Consider the following 18,045-nt stretch of genomic DNA (forward strand, 5'->3'; position numbering starts at 1 on the left):
CGTGCCACGCACCACCACGGCCGTGGCGAAGCCGCCCGTGTCCGGCATCGCGCCGGACACGGGCGGCCGCCGGCTGCCCCGTACCCTGCACCCCGTCGCCTGGTGGATCTGGGCCCTCGCCCTCGCCACCGCCGTCAGCCGCACCAACAACCCGCTCCTGCTGTTCCTGGTCCTCGCGGTCCTCGGCTACGTCATCACCATGCGCCGCACGGACGCCCCGTGGGCCCGCGGCTTCAAGTACTACCTCTACCTCGCGCTCAGCGTCGTGGCGATCCGCGTGACCTTCCGCGCGGTCTTCGCCACCGGCATCACCCCCCGCGACCACTTCCTCTTCTCCCTCCCCCACGTCCCGACCCCCGACTGGTACGCGGGCATCCAGCTCGGCGGCCCGGTCTCCCTGGAGGCGCTGCTCTCCGCCGCCACGGACGGGCTGCGGCTCGCCTGCATGCTCTGTTGCATCGGCGCCGCCAACACCCTGGCCAACCCGAAACGGGCCCTGCGCGTACTGCCCGGAGCCCTGTACGAACTGGGCGTCGCCGTCACCGTGTCCATCAGCGTCGCGCCCCAGCTCGTCCAGAGCGTGCAGCGCGTACACCGGGCCAAGCGGCTGCGGGCCGGGCGCTCCAAGGGGCTCCGCGCCCTTCGCGGGATCGTGGTCCCCGTCCTGGAGGACGCCCTGGAGCGCTCGCTGCGGCTGGCCGCCGCCATGGACTCCCGCGGCTACGGCCGCGCGGGCACCGCCACCCGCCGCTCGCGCCGGGCCACCGGCGCCCTCATCCTGCTCGGCATGTGCGGGCTGTGCGCCGGCGCCTACGGACTCCTCGACGCCACCGCGCCGAAGCTGCTCGGCCTGCCCGCCATGGGCGCCGGCGCCCTCCTGTGCTTCGCGGGGCTCCGGCTCGGCGGTCGCCGCATCACGCGCACCACGTACCGGCCCGACCCCTGGCACCTCGCCGAGTGGGCCGTGGCCGGCTGCGGGGTCCTCTCGGCCGTGCTCCTCTTCACCAACGTCGGCTTCAACGCCGCCGAGCTCAACCCCTCCATCTATCCGCTCGGCTGGCCCACCCTGCCGCTCGTCCCGGCCGCCGCGATCCTGCTCGCGGGGACGGCCGGCTTCCTGGCCCCGCCCCCCGCACCGCCCGCCCGGCCGGCCGTCCCGGCACAGCGCACCGAGGAATCCAAGTGATCACCTTCGACCAGGTCACCGTCCAGTACGAGGACACGGCCGAGCCCGTACTGCGCGACGTGAACCTCACGGTCGAGGAGGGAGAGCTCTGTCTGGTCGTCGGCCACACCGGCGTCGGCAAGTCCACGCTCCTCGGCGCGGTCAACGGCCTCGTCCCGCACTTCACCGGCGGCACCCTCTACGGACGGGTCACCGTCGACGGCCGCGACACCGCCGACCACCCGCCCCGCGAACTCGCCGACGTGGTCGGCGTGGTCGGACAGGACCCGCTGGACGGTTTCGTCACCGACACGGTCGAGGAGGAACTCGCCTACGCGATGGAGCAGTTGGCCATCGCGCCGGCCACCATGCGCAAGCGCGTAGAGGAGACCCTCGACCTGCTGGGCCTCGCCGACCTGCGCCACCGGTCCCTGCACGAGCTGTCCGGTGGCCAGCAGCAGCGCGTAGCCATCGGCTCGGTCCTCACCGCCCATCCCCGGGTGCTGGTCCTCGACGAGCCCACCTCCGCCCTGGACCCGACGGCCGCGGAGGAGGTCCTGGCCGCCGTCACCCGCCTGGTCCACGACCTCGGCGTCACCGTCCTGCTCGCCGAGCACCGCCTTGAGCGCGTCGTCCAGTACGCCGACCGCGTCATCCACCTCCCGGGCAACGGCCTCGTCGTACCGGGCACACCGGCCGAGATCTTCCGTACGTCGTCCATCGCACCGCCGATCGTGGAGCTGGGCCGGGCAGCGGGCTGGACCCCGCTGCCCCTGTCGGTCCGCGACGCCCGCCGGGCCGCGGCCCCCCTGCGGACCCGGCTGTCGGGCACCGTTCCCCCGCCGGTTCGGCCCGCCCCGGCCCCGGACCGGCCGGAACTCCTCACCGCGCGCGGCGTGACCGTCGCCTACCACGGCGTACCGGCCGTCCGTGAGGTCGACCTGACCCTGCACGGCGGCGAGATCACCGCGCTCATGGGCCGCAACGGCTCCGGGAAGTCCTCCCTCCTCTGGGCGCTCCAGGGTTCGGGGCCCCGCAAGGCCGGTTCCGTAGCCGTCGGGGTGCCCGGGGGCGCCAGGGCGCAGGATCCCCGGAAGCTGTCCGCGGCGCAGGCCCGGCAGCTGGTCGGCCTGGTTCCGCAGACCCCCACCGACCTCCTCTACCTGGAGAGCGTGAAGCAGGAGCTGGACCAGGCCGACGCCGAGTCCGGCGTCCCGGCCGACGGGGTACGGGCCCGCACGATCCTGGACCGGCTGGCACCGGGCATCCCCGGCGCCACCCACCCCCGCGACCTGTCCGAGGGACAGAAGCTGGCCCTGGTCCTGGCCGTCCAGCTGACCGCGGCCCCCCGGGTGCTGCTGCTGGACGAGCCGACCAGGGGGCTGGACTACCGCGCCAAGAGCGAGCTGATCCGGATCGTGGACGGCCTGGCCGCCGAGGGCCGGGCGGTCGTGATCTCCACGCACGACGTGGAGTTCGTCGCCCGGGCCGCCGACCGCGTCGTGGTCATGGCGGAGGGGGACGTCGTCGCCGACGGCCCCACCACCGAGGTCATCGTGGCCTCGCCGGTCTTCGCCCCGCAGGTCGCGAAGATCCTCGCCCCGCTCCCCTTCCTGACGGTCGCGCAGGCGGCCACGGCCCTCACCGACGACGAGACGGACCCGGACTCATGACCGCACGCGTCGCCGCCATCCGGATCAACGCGCGGGCCGCGGTAGTCATCGCGATGGCGGCCCTCCTCGGAGTCGTCGCCTTCTTCTGGCCCTTCCTCGTCGCCCCGGGGAAGTTCGGCTCCAACTACGCCCCGCCGCTGATCTTCGGGGTCCTGCTCGCCATCGTGCTCTGCGTCGTCATCTCCGAGATCGCCGAGGGCGGCATCAACTCCAAGGCCCTCGCCATGCTCGGCGTCCTGTCCGCCGTCAACGCCGCGATCCGGCCCCTGGGTGCGGGCACCGCCGGCATCGAGACCGTCTTCTTCATCCTCGTCCTCGCCGGACGCGTCTACGGCCCCGGCTTCGGCTTCACCCTGGGCTGCACCTCGCTCTTCGCCTCCGCCCTCATCACGGGCGGGGTCGGGCCGTGGATGCCGTACCAGATGTTCGGCTGCGCCTTCGTCGGCATGCTCGCCGGATTCCTGCCGAAGGCCACCGGGCGCAAGGAGGTCGCGATGCTCGCGGTCTACGGATCGGTCTCGGGGTACCTCTTCGGCTTCCTCCTCAACCTCTCCTTCTGGCCCTTCTCCCTCGACCCGAACAGCTCGATCGCCTACCTCCCCGGTCTCCCCTTCACCGAGCAGTTCCACCGCTACCTCGCCTTCGACCTGGCCACCTCCCTCGGCTGGGACACCGGACGGGCCGTCACCAACCTGGTCTGCGTCTGCCTGGCCGGACCCGCCGTCCTCACCGTCTTGCGCCGCGCCGCCCGCAAGGCCCGCTTCCAGGCCCCGATCCGTTTCGCACCCCCCTCCTGAAGGCCCGCTCCCCGGCGCCCCGTCAGAGGTGCTGGAGGACGGCCGAGGTGAATTCGGCGGTCGAGGCGCGGCCGCCGAGGTCGCGGGTGCGCACCTGGGTGGTGGCCAGGACACGGGCTACGGCGTCCGTGATCCCGGCCGCGGCTCCGGGGTGGCCGAGGTGCTCGAGCATCATGGCGGCGGACCAGATCGCGCCGATCGGATTGGCGACGCCCTGTCCCGCGATGTCGGGGGCCGATCCGTGGACCGGCTCGAACATGGACGGGTACTCGCCCTCCGGGTTGAGGTTGGCGGACGGAGCGATGCCGATGCCGCCGGCCACCGCCGCCGCGAGATCGCTGAGGATGTCCCCGAAGAGGTTGGACGCGACGACGACGTCGAAGCGGGCGGGGTCGAGGACGAACTTGGCCGCCAGCGCGTCGATGTGCTCCTGATTCCAGTCGACCGTGGGGTGCCCGGCGGAACGCTCGGCCACCAGCTCGTCCCAGAACGGCATGGTGTGCACGATGCCGTTCGACTTCGTCGCCGAGGTGAGGGGACCGCGGCGCCGTTCGGCGAGGGCGAAGGCAAAGTCGAGGACCCGGGTCACTCCCGCCCGAGTGAACACGGCCTGCTGCACGGCCATTTCATCGGGACGTCCACGGTTCATCCGGCCACCGATCTCGCTGTACTCGCCTTCGGTGTTCTCCCGGACGACCACGAAGTCCACCTCTCCGGGCCCGGCCGCGCGTACGGGGCTGGGAAGGCCCTCGAACACGCGGATCGGGCGGAGGTTGACGTACTGGCTGAAGGCCCGGCGGATCGGGATGAGCAGCCCCCACAGGGAGACGTGGTCCGGCACGCCCGGGTAACCGACGGCGCCGAGCAGGATCGCGTCGTGACGGCGGAGCCGCTCCAGGCCGTCCTCGGGCATCATCGATCCGAGACGCAGGTACCGCTCGCAGGACCAGTCGAACGCTTCGTAGGCGAAGGTGATGCCATGGCGCTTCCCGACGGTGTCGAGGACCTCACGGGCCGCCGGGAGCACTTCGGTGCCTATCCCGTCACCGGGGATGAGGGCGATGCTGTGGTGTTTCATGGGGCGTATTCCAGCAATCGGGCGCAGGCCGGGTCCAACACGTATTCCCGATGTGCCTCATAGGCCGGCGCTATGGGACGGCGGGACCGCGATCTCCAGGAAGGCGCGGGCGGCCGGCGTCAGCTGCGCCTTGCGGCTCACCAGGACGTTGTGCTGGAGGCAGGCCGGTTCCAGGTCGAGGACAAGGGCTCCGGCCCGTTCGGACAGGTCTGCCCAGGACCGGGTCACCACCGCCAGTCCGACGCCTGCGAGCACCAGGGGCAGGAAGGCCATGCGGTGTTCGGTCTCCACCGCGATGCGGACGTCGATGCCGCGGGCCATCAGGTCGTCGACGTAGGCGCGGATCCCGGTGCCCCGCTGCCCGACGATCAGCCGGTGCCCTTCGAGCCGCTCCGCACGTACGGGCCGCCCGGGCGGGAAGGGGCCGTCCACCGGGGTGACCAGGACGAGCCTGTCGTCCCCGACATGGTGCGGGACGACGTCCCGGTCCGGCAGCGGTGACGAGGTGGTCAGCAGTCCGAGTTCGCAGCCGCCCGCGCGCACCCTCTCGACGACGTCCTCGCGGGTGAGGGCCACGCGCAGGCTGAGCGACACCGCCGGAAAGCGCTCGGTGAAGCGCTGGAGGATGGTGCTGAGTGGTTCGATCGTGGGTGAGGCCATCGCGGCGATCTCCAGGCGTCCGCCGCGCAGTTCGCGGACGGCGCCGACGCTGGCCCTGGCCAGTTCCAGCGCGTGCAGGGCGTCCCGGGCCCGTGGCACCAGTGCGGTACCGGCCCCGGTCAGGACCACCCTGCGGCCCGTCCGGTGGAACAGGCTGCTCCCCACGTCGCGTTCCAGGGCCTGGACGGCCTGGGACAGGGACGGCTGCGACACGTAGAGCGCGGCGGCCGCGCGGTTGAAGCCGCCGTGGTCCACGATGGCGAGGAAGTACGTCAGCTGCCGGAAGTCCACGGTTCAGCGCGGGCCGGCCGCGACGAACCGTACGGTCCCGTCACCGCCGCGCCGGAGCAGGCCGGCCGTGGGGGCGGGGAAGTGCGTGCCGATCACGAGCGTCCCCGTGTCGGCGTACCGCTCGACGAATGCCCGCCGGGTGGCGGCGGCCCGTGCCGCGTCGGTGTCGGCGAGACCGGCCACATCGGGTTCGATGAACTGCACCGGGTGGTGCACGAGGTCGCCGGTGATCACGGCACGCTCCGCACCGGATTCGATCACTACGGCCACCTGGCCCGGGGTGTGCCCGGGTGCGGCTTCCAGGCTCACGCCGTCGCAGACCCGGTGATCGGTTGCGACGAAGTCGACGAGACCCCCGTCGATCAGCGGCCGCATCGTGTCCTGGAGGTCCGCATCCGCCTCGCCCGCCCAGTGGTCCCATTCGACGCGGGTGACCAGGTGACGTGCGCGCGGGAAGGTCGGTACCCACTTCCCGTCCACCAGGCGGGTGTTCCAGCCGATGTGGTCGAAGTGCAGATGGGTGCAGACCACGGTGTCGATGGACTCCGGGGGGTAACCGAGGGCGGTGAGGTCCTCGAGCCACGCCGAGTCCAGCATGCGCAGGAACGGCACGGACGCCCGCGCGTTGCCCACGCACGTGTCCACGAGGATCCGGCGCGTACCGGTGTCCACGACGAGCCCGTGGACCGAGAGCACGAAGGTGCCGTCCGCCCTGCTGAAGTCGGGAGCAGGCCACGGGTACCGCTTCAGGAGCGCGGTGTCGTCCGTCCGCAGGACCTCGGTGACGAGAGCAGGCACCTCCGCCTCCAGGACTTTGTGAACCGTCGTCGTACCGATGCGCCACGTGGCCATTCGAGCCTCCACTTCAACGGGGGATCGAATAATATTGACGCTCGCCATAATTACGCAATAACGTGAGGTTACCCAAGGCTCTCGATCCCGGTCTGGAAGGACGCACTGGATGGGTTTCGCCCAGGACCGCACCGCGCCCGTCGTGAACACCCGCTCGGGCCCGGTCCGCGGCGTCGTAGAAGGTGACCTGGCCGTGTTCCGGGGGGTGCCGTACGCGGCCCCGCCCATCGGGCCCCTCCGCTGGCGCCCCGCGCAGCCGCACCAGGGCTGGAGCGGCACCCTCGACGCGACCACGCACGCCCCCGGTTCCCCGCAGGCCGTCCGCGAGGGCGATCCGATACTCGGTGGCCACGGCTTCCCGCCCTTCGACGAGGACTGTCTGACGCTCAACGTGTGGACTCCCGGTACCGACGAGGCGCGCCGTCCCGTCCTCGTCTGGATCCACGGCGGGGCCTTCGTCTCCGGGTCCGGGGCGATGCCGAACTACTCCGGCGAGACCTTCGCGCGCCACGGCGACTTGGTGGTGGTGAACCTCAACTACCGGCTCGGACCGCTCGGCATGCTGTCCTTCCCGTCGCAAGTCGGCTCCGGGTGCGGCAACGCCTGGCTCACGGACCAACTCGCCGCGCTGCGCTGGGTCCAGGACAACATCGCCGGCTTCGGCGGGGATCCGGGCAACGTCACCGTCGCCGGTCAGTCCGCCGGCGCCCTTTCCACCGCGGCGCTCGCGGGCCACGGAGTCGACGGGCGCCCCCTCTTCCGGCGCGCCGTCCTCCAGAGCGTCCCGCTCGCCATGCCCCTCGCCACGCCGGCCGAGGCCCTGGAGCGCACCGCCGCGTATCTGGAGATCGTCGGCGCGAAGGACGAGGACGCACTGCGCACCGTGCCGTGGCCGCGGCTGGTCGAGGCCACCGCCGAACTCCTCGCGGCCACCACGGAGTGGGGCCACTGGACCACACCGTTCATGCCGGTGCTCGACGGCGGGACCGCAGTGCGGCAGCCCGCCCTGAACCTGCTCGACGGTCCGGGCGCGGACATCGACGTCCTCATCGGCTGGACCTCGCAGGAGTCCGCCTTCGCCTTCGCACTGGGCGGGACGTACCGGTCGGCGACCAGGGAGCAGGTGCTCCGCCGGGCACGGGACGGCTTCGGTGACGGCGCCGCGGAAGCGTACGCGGCGTACGAGTCCGCCCGCCCGGACGCACGACCCGTCGATGTCCTGATCGACCTGACCACCGACGAGCTGTTCAGGAAGCCCACCCTGGCGTTCGCGGAAGAGCGGGCGGCCCGGGGTCGCCCGGTCTGGGCGTACGAGTTCGCTTTCCCCACCCCCGCGCACGACGGCCGCCTGGGCGCCCCTCACTGCCTGGACCTGCCGTTCGTGTTCGACAACTTCGACAAGTGGTCGCACGCGCCGTTCCTCGCGGGGATGGACACCGGGACCAGGGACGGCCTCGCCAGGACCATGAACCAGGCATGGATCTCGTTCGTCCGCACCGGCGACCCCAACCACCCGGCCATGCCGCGCTGGGACCGCTACGACCGGCCGTCCCGCACCACCATGCGCTTCGACACGGTCTCCAGCGCCGTGAGGACCTAGGGCCTGTCGTCGGACTCCCGTCGTCGCCCGAGGGCGCGGCGGACGGGAGTTCGACGGCGGAACCTAGGGCACGCCGATGGGCTGTTCCGTCCAGATGGTCTTCCCGGTACCGGTGAACCGGCAGCCCCAGCGGTCCGTGAGCTGGGCCACGAGGAACAGGCCGCGCCCGCCCTCGTCCGTCTCCCGGGCCCGACGCAGGCGTGGCTGAGTGCCGCTGCGGTCGGACACCTCGCAGACGAGCACCCGGTCGCGGATCAGCCGGAGCCCGACCGTTCCTCCCGCGTAGCGGATCGCGTTCGTGACGAGCTCGCTGACGACGAGCTCCGTCACGAAGGCGAGCTCGTCCAGCTGCCACTCCGACAGCCGGCCCACCACCAGCTCACGGGCGTGCGCGACGAGGGACAGGTCGGCCTCGAGCTCCCACTCGGCAAACTGGTCGGGCGACAGGGCGTGGGTGCGGGCGAGCAGCAGGGCGACGTCGTCGGAGGGCTCCCGGGGCAGCACGCTGTCGAACACGCTCTGGCTGATCTCGCCCAGGGTCCGGTCCGGGTCCACGCCGGCGAGCGCGCTCCTCAGTCTTTCCATGCCCTGCCCGATGTCGCCGCCACGGCTCCCGACGAGTCCGTCCGTGAAGAACGCGAGCATGCTGCCGGGCCGTACGGCGAACTCCGTCACCTCGAAGGGCATCGCACCGACGCCCAGGGGCGGTCCGGGCATCATGCCGACGAAGACCGGCTCCGCACCCGGCGACAGCACGGCCGGCGGCGGATGGCCCGCTGTGGCGACGGCGCACTTCCTCGTCACCGGGTCGTAGACGGCGTACAGGCACGTCGCTCCGAGCACCGCCGTCTCGGAGCGGGAAGCGCCGGCCATCTCCTCGCCCGAGAGATCGAGCACCAGGTCGTCCAGGTGTGTGAGGAGCTCACCCGGATCCAGATCGAGGTCGGCGAGGGTCTGCACCGCGGTCCGCAGCCGCGCCATGGCCGCGGTGGCGTCGAGGCCATGGCCGACGACGTCCCCGACGACGAACGCGACGCGCAACGACGGGAGGGGGATCACGTCGAACCAGTCCCCGCCGACTCCCATGCCGCCGCCCGCCGGCTGGTAGACACCCACCGTCTCCGCGGCGGCGCAGTCCAGGGCCGAGCGCGGCAGCAGGCTTCGCTGCAGGGCCACCGCCGACCGGTGCTCCCTGGTGAAACGGCGCGCGTTGTCCACACCGAGTGCGGCCCTGGAGACGACGTCCAGCAGCAGGGCGGCGTCCTCCTCGCCGAACGCGAAGGGCAGCTGGCTGCGCCAGACCGTGACGCAACCCAGGATCAGACCTCGCGCGTAGAGCGGCACCGCTACGGAGGAGTGGGCTCCCCTCGGGACGAACAGCGGCAGGCTCTGCGGATCCACGCCGAGCTCCGCGTGCAGGACGGCGACGTCCGGCACCAGCACCGGTAGCCCCTTCATGAGGGGACCCATCAAGGCGCTGTCCGTGACGGGAGGAAGCGCCTCCCCCACCGCCAGGAGGTCCTCGGCGGAAATCTCCGGGCTCTGCGCGGCAGCGGTCCGGCGCAGGCGGACGTCTCCGCTGGTGTCGAGGTGCGGGGGCTCGTCGCCCGCCAGCACCTGCTCGGCGATGTCCACGGTCGCCAGGTCGGCGAAATCGGGGACGAGCAGGTTCACCAGGGTCCCGGCCATCTCGGTCACGTCCAGGGAGGCACCGATGCCCGTGGCGGCGGCCCTGGACAGCCCCGTGCGACGCCGCCCCGCATCGCGCGCGGCCGCCTCCACCGCTGTTTCCGCCGGGATGAGCAGGACGAGCCACCGCGCGCCGAGCCACTGCGCGCCCGGGGCGTGCGCCGTCGTCAGCCGGACGAGCCTGCAGAGCAGCGGGACTCGCGGACCCGTTCGACCCTCGTGACCGCCACCCGGAACAGCCATCAGGTGCCCGGCCGGCCCCGCATCCGTACCGGCTGCTGGCAGCAGCTCCAGAAGGGGTGCGCAGACCTGGCCCGGCGGGCATTCCAGCAGCGTCGCGGCCCCCTCCGAACGGGCCACGACCACGCCTGCGCCGTCCAGTACGAGCGCTGCCGTTTCGCTCACGGGGACCGAGGACTGCCTCGGGCCGCGATGCTCCGGTTCACGCATGTCGCCTCCACGCACCGTGGCCTTCAGTATCTTCCCCGAGGGGAGACCCTGCGACCCGCGGGGCGCGGACCCGCGGCGGCAGCGGACCCGCGGTCTCAGATGTACATGTTCTTCTCGTCGTACGAGGGTCCGTAGTAGCGCTCCAGCTGTTCCAGGGGCTCCTCCGTGCGCTCCAGGCTCTTGGAGATCCTCGCCCTGGAGGGGGCCGCCCCGGGGTCCCAGGTCTCCGGCTTCCACAGCGCGGAGCGCACGAAGGCCCGGGAGCAGTGGAAGTAGACCTGTTCGACCTCCACGAGGAGGGCGAGCGTGGGGCGGTGCCCCTTGACGGTCAGGTCGTCGAAGAAGGGTGCCTCGCGGAGCAGCCTGGCCCGGCCGTTGACGCGCAGGGAGTCACCGCGGCCCGGGATCAGGAAGAGCAGACCGACATGCGGGTTGGCCAGGACGTTGTGGTAGCTGTCCGCGCGGCGGTTGCCGGGGCGGTCCGGGATCACGAGGGTCGTGTCGTCGAGGACCTTGGTGAAGCCCGCCGGGTCGCCCTTGGGCGAGACGTCGCAGGTGCCGTCGGCGGCGGAGGTGGAGATCAGGCAGAGCGGGGACGCCGCGAGCCACTGCCTGTGGTGGTCGTGCAGGGTCCGCCGTTCCTTGCCGAGGGCCACCGCGGTGGGTTCACCGAGCAGCTCGCGCAGCTCGCCCCCGGTCGTGATCTCCTCGAACTCCCCTGTGTCCACTGCCCGCCCCCGTCCGCCCGGAGCGACCGTCCCGCCGCCCTGCCGCGACTATGCCACGGACGCACGGACCGCGGCGGCTCCCGGAGCGTGATGTCGATCATGGGCGTGCGGTCCTCGCCGAAGCGGCCAGGCTCCGACTCGGACTCCGGCTGATCGGGCTCACGACGAGCTACGCCGCGCCGATCTGCGGCGCGCCGGGAAGCCGGACCGTGACGAGGAGGCCTCCGGCGGAGCCGGGGACGAGGTCGAGGGTGCCGTGGTGGGCGCGGACGATGCTGTGCACGATGGCCAGGCCGAGTCCGACGCCGGCGTGCTCGTCGGCGCGTACGCGTTCCGTGCCGCGCTGGAAGGGCTCGGTGAGGGTCGGCACGAGTTCCGGCGGGAGCCTGCGGCCGGTGTTCCCGACCCGCAGCACGCTCGCGCCGCCGTGCGCCTCGGTGTGGACCGTGACACTGCCGCCGGCCGGGAGGTTGTGGACGACGGCGTTCTGGACGAGGTTCGTCACCATTCGCAGCAGGAGCTCCGCGGACCCGTTGGTCCGGGCCTCCCCTCCGGTGACGTCGAGCGTGATGCGGCGCTCCTCGGCGAGGGGGAGCAGAGTTTCGGCGACCTCTTCGGCGATCAGGGAGAGGTCGACGCTCTCGGGGCGGAAGTTCCCGCTGTCGCCGCGGCTCAGCAGCAGGAGGGCCTCGGTGAGGTCGATCGCCCGCGTATTGACGACCCGTAGCCGTTCGAGGAGTTCGGCGCGGTCCCGCGTGGGATCCTCGCGGGCCACGTCGAGGAGCGTCCGCGAGATCGCCAGCGGGGTGCGCAGCTCGTGGGAGGCGTTCGCGGCGAACCGCTGCTGCTCGGCGACGTGGGACTCGAGTCGTTCGAGCATCGAGTCGAAGGCGTCGGAGAGTTCACGGAACTCGTCCTGGCGGCCCTCCATCCGGATCCGGTGTGACAGCGACCCGTTCCCGGCCGTCCGTGCCGCATCCGTGATCCGGGTGAGCGGCGCGAGCATCCGGCCGGCGAGGATCCATCCGCCCGCGAGGCCGACCACCAGCAGGAAGGCGAGGACGGCGACCGCTCGCGGAGCGAAGACGTCCAGGAGGGCGGACCGGACGGGGAAGACACCGTTCGCGGGTCTGTCATCGGGGTTGATGAGCATCGCGCGATCGGGGACGTAACGCAGGAGGAACACCCACACCGCCGAGAGCAGCAGGACGCCGGCAAGCATGAGGAACCCGGCGTAGCTGAGGGTGAGCTTGACTCGAGCGCTCAGTCCGGGCGCCCTAGCCACGGTCCCCTCCCCCGGCTCCGGCTTCCGGTTGCGTGTCGATGCGGTAGCCGACGCCGGGCACCGTGGCGATGATCCATGGTGCGCCGAGCCGCTTGCGCAGTGCGGAGACGGTGATGCGGACGGCGTTGGTCAGGGGGTCGGCGTTCTCGTCCCAGGCCCGCTCCAGCAGCTCCTCGGCGCTGACGATCCCGCCCTCGGCCGCGACGAGGACCTCCAGTACGGCGAACTGTTTGCGGGTGAGCGCCACGTAGCGGCCGTCGCGGAAGACCTCGCGGCGGAAGGGATCGAGCCGCAGCCCCGCGATCTCGCGGACCGGGGGCCGGGCGTACGCGCGTCTGCGGTCGAGCGCCCTCAGCCGCAGGACGAGCTCCCGCAGCTCGAACGGTTTGGTGAGGTAGTCGTCGGCGCCGAGCTCGAACCCGGAGGCCTTGTCGTCGATCCGGTCGGCCGCGGTGAGCATCAGGATCGGGATGCCGCTGCCGGAGGCGACGATGCGCCGGGCGACCTCGTCGCCCGAGGGGCCGGGGATGTCGCGGTCGAGTACCGCGATGTCATAGGAGTTGACGCCGAGCAGTTCCAGGGCGCTGTCGCCGTCGCCCGCGATGTCGGCGGCGATCGCCTCCAGCCGCAGACCGTCCCGGACGGCCTCGGCCAGGTAGGGCTCGTCCTCCACGATCAGTACACGCATGTCCGAAGCCTAGCCAGTGGGCGCGGTGTGTCCCCGACGCATGCGCAACGTACCGCGCGGCTTCGGTACCGGGACGGAGCGGGCGGCCGCCGCACGACTGATCGTAAACTTCCGCCATGGACGACACCCATGGCATAACGATCAGGCCAGGCGGCCCGGCCGACGCACCGGCCATTCTGGACATGCTCGACGCCGCTGTGGTCTGGATGAACGGGCGTGGCAACACCGAGCAGTGGGGCACGACACCGTATTCGCAGAACCCCGGAGGGCCGGAGCGGGTGGAGCGGTACACGACCGAGAACGCCCCGTACATCGCGGAGCTGGACGGGACGCCTGTCGGAGCCGTGGTGCTGGACAGCGGACCCAGCCCGCAGATGCCGATCGCGCCGGCCGCGGAACCCGAGCGGTACGTCCGGTTGCTGATCTCCGACCGCCGGCACGCCGGTCTGGGCATCGGGGCGGCGCTGCTGGCCCATGCCACCGAGGAGACCCGACGGGCGGGCGTGTCCCTGCTGCGGGTCGACTGCTGGGCGGGCGGCGGAGGCGAGCTGGTCGCGTACTACGAGCGCAACGGCTTCGCCCCCGCCACCCGTTTCCTGTCCGGGGCCTGGCCGGGACAGGTGCTGGCCCGGCGGATCGTCTGACGGCACCGGCAGGTCCACGGTGCAGCGCGCCGCGACGGCCGTGAACTCGTCGGGACCCCGAGTCGGTCACGACGACATGATGAAGCGCAGGGCGTAGCCCGACGCGGTCGTCCAGTGGGTGACACGGGCGAAGTCGTTGTAGAACAGGGTGTCGACGCCTGGCAGCGCGACGTCGATCGGGGTGCCCCCGCTGCTGCCCGCGCCGCGGCCCTGGAGTGCGACGGTCATGGTCTTCGCCGGGGCCTCGTCCATCGGGCCGTTGAGCAGCAGCGCCGCGTAGGCCTGCTTGCCGGGAGCGAGCGTGGTGGGGGGCTCGCCGGGCTCGGCGCTGTCCTTGATGTCGGTGACCGTCGAGTTGGCACCACCGAGCTGAACATAGGGGTAGCGGTAGACATTGCACGCCTTGCCGCTGGTATTGGTGGCGGTGAGGAGGATGTGCCGGACGGGCGCGCCCTTCTCCTCCTGGCTCTCGGCGGAGATCGTGAGGTCGGCCTTGGTGCACGCGGCGGCGGTGTTGCCTCCGGTGCTGCTCGAACCGGGACTCGGCTTCGTCGTGGGTGTCACACTGGGCCGCGGCGTACTCGTGGGGCCGGTCACGGTCGGAGTGCTCGGCGTGCTCGGCCGGTCCGAGGTGTTGGAGGCGCCCGGTCCCTCGGCCGCGCCCGGCGAGCAGGCGGTGGACACGAGCAGCGCGGCGATCGTCGAGGCCCCGAAGACGCAGGCCTTCCAGTTCCTGTGGCCCTGCCGGCTCCTACCGCCCTTACCGCTCATAGCAGCGTTCATGGTGTTCCCCCGTTGCCGGCCGTACGCGGCCGCTGTCGACTCTCGAATGTCGGAACGCCGACCGAGTCGTCCCTCCGGCGCCAACGCTACGTTTCTCCCCACTGGTCACGCACCGCATACGGGTGTTACCGAACGAGTACACGGCGGTCACGCTTCCGGCGAGAAGCCCGCCGGTGGTGTCCAGCGTGCTCATCGCGGTTTCCCGGTCGCTGGGGTGGGGGCGGGGACACCGAGGGCGAGGAGGGCGGTGTCGTCGTCAAGGCCGTCGGCGAACTCGTCCAGCAGGCCGGCCAGGGCCCGGATGACGGTCCCCGGGGGCCTGCCCGCATGGCCGGAGACGAACTCGCGCAGGGCTTCGTCCCCGTACAGGGTCGTACGGTCCTGGCCGGTGCGGGCTTCGGTCAGGCCGTCGGTGTAGAGGAGGAGCGTGTCGCCGGGGCCCAGGACGGTGGAGGCGGCGGTGAACTTCGCCGCGGGCAGGACGCCGATGAGGAGCCCGCCGGGGGTGGCCAGGAAGCCGGCCGTGCCGTCGGCGCGCAGGACGAGGGCCGGGGGGTGGCCGCCCGAGGCGAGGTGGACGGTGGTCCGCCCCGTGGTGAGGTCGGGATCGAGGGTGCCGACGACGGCCGTGCAGTAGCGGGGGTCGCCGTCGGCGTACCGCTCGTGGAGCACCTTGTTGAGGGTGGACAGCGCCGCGAGGGGGTCGGGGTCGTGCAGGGCCGCGGCGCGCAGGGTGTAGCGGGTCAATGAGGTGACCGCGGCGGCCTGGGGGCCCTTGCCGCACACGTCGCCGAGGAAGAAGCCGAAGCGTCCGCTGCCGATCGGGAACACGTCGTAGAAGTCGCCGCCGAGCCGGTCCGGGGAGGCGGTGCGGTAGTGGGCGGCCGTTTCCATGCCGGGGATCGGCGGGAGGGTGTCGGGCAGCAGCGATGCCTGGAGTACGGCGAGGGCGTCCTGCAGGCGGGCCCGGTCGGCTTCGGCCTCTCGGTGCGCCTGCTCGGCCGCCTTCCGGGCGCGCAGGAGTTCCTCCTCGTAGGCACGGCGGTCGCGGGCGTCGAAGACGGTGGTGCGGATCAGCAGCGGGTCACCGGAATCACCGCGCTTGACCACGGAGGAGACCAGGACCGGCAGCCGGGTTCCGTCGGCCCGCTTGATCTCCAGGGCGATGCCGCCGATCTCTCCCTGCATCCGCAGCAGCGGTGCGAAGTGCGTCTCGTGGTAGAGCCTGCCGCCGACGGTCAGCAGGTCGGTGAACCGCATCCGGCCCACCACCGCGCTCCGGTCGAGGCCGGTCCACTCCAGCAGCGTGCCGTTGATCTTCGCGATGGTGCCGTCCATCAGCGTGGACAGGTACCCGCACGGCGCGTTCTCGTAGAGTTCCTCGGCGCTGTCCTCCAGGAGCGCGGCGAACGCCGCGTCCGATGCTTCCTCGTTGCCGGGGCCGTTCGCCCCGGGAAGCTGCCCGGTGCGGCACATCACCGCAGGCCGGCCAGGAAACGGGTGATCGCTTCGTTGGTGACCTCGGGCGCGGACAGGTGCGGGCAGTGCCCCGTCGCGTCGAGCGTGATCAGCTCGGAGCCCGGGATCGCCCGGTGGACGAAGTCACCGACCTCGCGGGGCGCGATGACGTCCTGGACGCACTCCAGCACCAGCGTCGGCACGCTCACGCTCTTCAGGTCGTCCCTCGAATCCGACAGGAAGGTCGCCCGGGCGAAGACGCGCGCCATGTCCGGGTCGGTGGCACAGAAGCTGTTCGTCAGCTCCTCCCCCAGTTCGGGCCGGTCCCCGTTCCCCATGATCACCGGCGCCATCGCCGCCGACCAGCCCAGGTAGTTCGATTCCAGGGAGTCCAGCAGCTCGTCGATGTCCCCCGCGCTGAACCCGCCCCGGTAGTTCCCGTCGTCGATGTACCGCGGAGAGGGCGCGACCATGACGAGGGCCCCGATCCGCTCCGGGGCCAGGCCGGTGGCCAGTACCCCGATCATCGCACTGACCGAATGCCCGACGAACGCCGCATCGCGCAGGTCGAGTGCTTCGCACACCTCCACCACGTCCCTGGCGTAGCCCGCCAAGGAGCTGTACCGGTCCTCCGAGAAAGCGGACAGGTCGGAGCGGCCCGCACCCACGTAGTCGAACAGCACCACGCGGTAGTCGTCGATCAGGGCGGGCACGGTCAGCCGCCACATGTTCTGATCACAGCCGAACCCGTGCGCCAGGACCACCGTCGGACCCTGGGGGTTACCGGTGACGGTGACATTGTTCCTGCGATCGATATCCATGCCGGCAGTCTTGCAGGCGCCGTCTGCCAAAGGCCCCGGCCGGCCCCGGCCCTCCCGGGGCCGGGCCGTCGGAGCGCCGGCCGCGTGATGGCGGGGGGGGGTGCCACCACGCGGCTCGGGCCCGCTCGGGACCCCGCGCCGCTCACCGCCGCGGGCTCCCTGTCCCGCTTGTGGCCGGGATCTGACCGTTCAAACGGGGCAGTACCAAGATTGTTCGAAGGCCGGCACCGACACCCCGCCTCAGTCCGCGGCCCGTGCGGCGGCGGTGATCTCCGCGCAGCGGGTGGCCACGGCGCCGAGCGTGCCTTGCGTACGCAGCAGTCCGCGCTGGACGCGCGCACCGTTGCCGTGCTCCAGCAGACGGGCGATGCCCTCACGCACGAGTTCGTCGTCGCCCTGGTCGGCCAGGGCTTCGCGGACGTGGGCGTGGAGCGCCTCGACGGCCCTCGCCGGCGACGTCTCGCGCATCGTCACGGGATTGACGAGCGGGCCGTCCAGCCCCGAGCGGCCGGCGCGCCAGGCCGCCAGCCGCAACAGGCCCGTACCGATCCTGGCCGGCGGCTGCCCGTCCCGCCACGCACGGGCGGCTGTCTCGACCAGGCCGCGCACCAGGGCCGCCAGGAGGACCGGGGTCGACACCTCGAGGCAGACGTCCGCGACCCTGACCTCCACCGTCGGATAGGTGGCGGACAGCCGGGCGTCGAAGTACACCATCCCCTTGTCGCGCAGCACGCCGGTCTCGAGCATGGCCCGCACCTGCTCGTGGTACCGGTCGGCGGACCCGAAGAGGTCCGTGGGCCCGGCCGACGGCAGCCGGTTCCACACCCGACTGCGGTAGCTGCCGTACCCGCTGTCCTCGCCCTGCCAGAACGGCGAGTTCGCGCTCATCGCGGTCAGTACGGGCAGCCACGGACGGATCCGGTCCAGGACGGCGACGCCCTCCTCGTCCGACTCCACGGACACGTGGACGTGGCAGCCGCAGGTCAGCTGTTCCTGCGCGGTCAGGCCGAACTGTTCGCCGACCCACTCGTACCGCTTGCCCGTGTTCAAGGAGGGCCGGACCGGCAGCGGGGAGGTGCCGAGGGCCGCGACCAGCGCCCCCGCCGACTCGGCGTGCCGGGCGGCCTCCGCCCGCTGGCGGATGATCTCCTCGAGCAGCTGGCCCATCTCCGTGACCGGTCTCGTGGCGAACTCCAGCTGCTCCTTCTGCAGTTCCTTCTCGAAGGTGTGCCCCTGCGGCTCGCCGCCCCCCGGCCGCTGTCCGGCGGACCGGTCCGCGGCCGCCAGCACGGCCCCCGACAGGGCCAGCGGCTCACCGCTGCGGGCGTCCACCAGCAACAGCTCTTCTTCCACTCCTACGCTTCGCATGCCGCCGCCCATCGC

The 18,045-nt window shown here is 72.0% G+C and carries 16 protein-coding genes; 5 read left to right on the forward strand and 11 right to left on the reverse strand.

What is annotated here, in order from left to right; all coding sequences use genetic code 11:
* The first annotated feature begins 1 nt into the window (after nt 1).
* The 3 genes from OG389_RS02915 to OG389_RS02925 are packed head-to-tail and all read left to right on the forward strand — an operon-like array spanning nt 2 to nt 3,635.
* Nucleotides 2-1,186, forward strand: coding sequence for an energy-coupling factor transporter transmembrane component T (locus OG389_RS02915; RefSeq protein ID WP_328296863.1), 1,185 nt, complete (start codon nt 2-4; stop codon nt 1,184-1,186).
* Complete coding sequence (locus OG389_RS02920) at nt 1,183-2,838, forward strand: ABC transporter ATP-binding protein (RefSeq protein ID WP_328296864.1); 1,656 nt, start codon at nt 1,183-1,185, stop codon at nt 2,836-2,838. Before OG389_RS02915 ends, OG389_RS02920 begins: the two co-directional genes overlap by 4 nt.
* Nucleotides 2,835-3,635 (forward strand): ECF transporter S component, encoded by an 801-nt coding sequence (locus OG389_RS02925; RefSeq protein ID WP_328296865.1) that lies wholly within the window; start codon nt 2,835-2,837, stop codon nt 3,633-3,635. The genes OG389_RS02920 and OG389_RS02925 overlap by 4 nt, the downstream gene beginning before the upstream one ends.
* 22 nt (nt 3,636-3,657) lie before the next feature.
* Here the strand turns inward: OG389_RS02925 and OG389_RS02930 are convergent, their stop codons facing one another.
* The 3 genes from OG389_RS02930 to OG389_RS02940 are packed head-to-tail and all read right to left on the reverse strand — an operon-like array spanning nt 3,658 to nt 6,516.
* A complete protein-coding gene (locus OG389_RS02930) occupies nt 3,658-4,713 on the reverse strand; it encodes a tartrate dehydrogenase (RefSeq protein WP_328296866.1) in 1,056 nt (351 codons plus the stop codon).
* 57 nt (nt 4,714-4,770) lie between these two features.
* Nucleotides 4,771-5,664, reverse strand: a complete 894-nt coding sequence (locus tag OG389_RS02935; RefSeq protein WP_328296867.1) for a LysR family transcriptional regulator — start codon at nt 5,662-5,664, stop codon at nt 4,771-4,773.
* 3 nt (nt 5,665-5,667) lie between these two features.
* Complete coding sequence (locus OG389_RS02940) at nt 5,668-6,516, reverse strand: MBL fold metallo-hydrolase (protein WP_328296868.1); 849 nt, start codon at nt 6,514-6,516, stop codon at nt 5,668-5,670.
* A gap of 109 nt (nt 6,517-6,625) precedes the next feature.
* On the opposite strand from OG389_RS02940, the gene OG389_RS02945 reads away from it, so the two are divergent.
* Entirely contained in the window at nt 6,626-8,116 is a 1,491-nt protein-coding gene (locus OG389_RS02945) for a carboxylesterase/lipase family protein (protein WP_328296869.1), read from the forward strand.
* Nucleotides 8,117-8,179: 63 nt separating this feature from the next.
* Here OG389_RS02945 and OG389_RS02950 read toward each other — a convergent pair whose 3' ends face one another.
* The 4 genes from OG389_RS02950 to OG389_RS02965 all read right to left on the reverse strand — a co-directional run bounded on the left by OG389_RS02950 (nt 8,180) and on the right by OG389_RS02965 (nt 12,956).
* Nucleotides 8,180-10,210, reverse strand: coding sequence for an ATP-binding SpoIIE family protein phosphatase (locus tag OG389_RS02950; RefSeq protein WP_328296870.1), 2,031 nt, complete (start codon nt 10,208-10,210; stop codon nt 8,180-8,182).
* Nucleotides 10,211-10,350: 140 nt separating this feature from the next.
* Nucleotides 10,351-10,983: a pyridoxamine 5'-phosphate oxidase family protein gene (locus OG389_RS02955; RefSeq protein WP_328296871.1), complete on the reverse strand. Its 633-nt coding sequence runs from the start codon at nt 10,981-10,983 to the stop codon at nt 10,351-10,353.
* A 169-nt stretch (nt 10,984-11,152) separates the two neighbouring features.
* Nucleotides 11,153-12,268: a sensor histidine kinase gene (locus OG389_RS02960; protein WP_328296872.1), complete on the reverse strand. Its 1,116-nt coding sequence runs from the start codon at nt 12,266-12,268 to the stop codon at nt 11,153-11,155.
* On the reverse strand, nt 12,261-12,956 hold the full coding sequence (locus tag OG389_RS02965; protein WP_328296873.1) for a response regulator transcription factor: 696 nt from the start codon (nt 12,954-12,956) through the stop codon (nt 12,261-12,263). The genes OG389_RS02960 and OG389_RS02965 overlap by 8 nt, the downstream gene beginning before the upstream one ends.
* 116 nt (nt 12,957-13,072) lie before the next feature.
* Between OG389_RS02965 and OG389_RS02970 the strand changes: the two genes are divergently transcribed.
* Nucleotides 13,073-13,600 (forward strand): GNAT family N-acetyltransferase, encoded by a 528-nt coding sequence (locus OG389_RS02970; protein WP_328296874.1) that lies wholly within the window; start codon nt 13,073-13,075, stop codon nt 13,598-13,600.
* A gap of 66 nt (nt 13,601-13,666) precedes the next feature.
* Here the strand turns inward: OG389_RS02970 and OG389_RS02975 are convergent, their stop codons facing one another.
* The 4 genes from OG389_RS02975 to OG389_RS02990 all read right to left on the reverse strand — a co-directional run bounded on the left by OG389_RS02975 (nt 13,667) and on the right by OG389_RS02990 (nt 18,030).
* On the reverse strand, nt 13,667-14,371 hold the full coding sequence (locus OG389_RS02975; RefSeq protein WP_328296875.1) for a DUF4232 domain-containing protein: 705 nt from the start codon (nt 14,369-14,371) through the stop codon (nt 13,667-13,669).
* A gap of 201 nt (nt 14,372-14,572) precedes the next feature.
* Entirely contained in the window at nt 14,573-15,859 is a 1,287-nt protein-coding gene (locus OG389_RS02980) for a PP2C family protein-serine/threonine phosphatase (protein WP_328296876.1), read from the reverse strand.
* The gene (locus tag OG389_RS02985) at nt 15,859-16,662 is read right to left on the reverse strand and encodes an alpha/beta fold hydrolase (protein WP_328296877.1); all 804 of its coding nucleotides are present in this window, start codon (nt 16,660-16,662) and stop codon (nt 15,859-15,861) included. The genes OG389_RS02980 and OG389_RS02985 overlap by 1 nt, the downstream gene beginning before the upstream one ends.
* A 240-nt stretch (nt 16,663-16,902) precedes the next feature.
* On the reverse strand, nt 16,903-18,030 hold the full coding sequence (locus OG389_RS02990; RefSeq protein WP_328296878.1) for a glutamate--cysteine ligase 2: 1,128 nt from the start codon (nt 18,028-18,030) through the stop codon (nt 16,903-16,905).
* Between the last annotated feature and the right edge of the window lie 15 nt (nt 18,031-18,045).

The sequence above is a fragment of the Streptomyces sp. NBC_00435 genome (genome assembly GCF_036014235.1).
GTDB lineage: Bacteria > Actinomycetota > Actinomycetes > Streptomycetales > Streptomycetaceae > Streptomyces.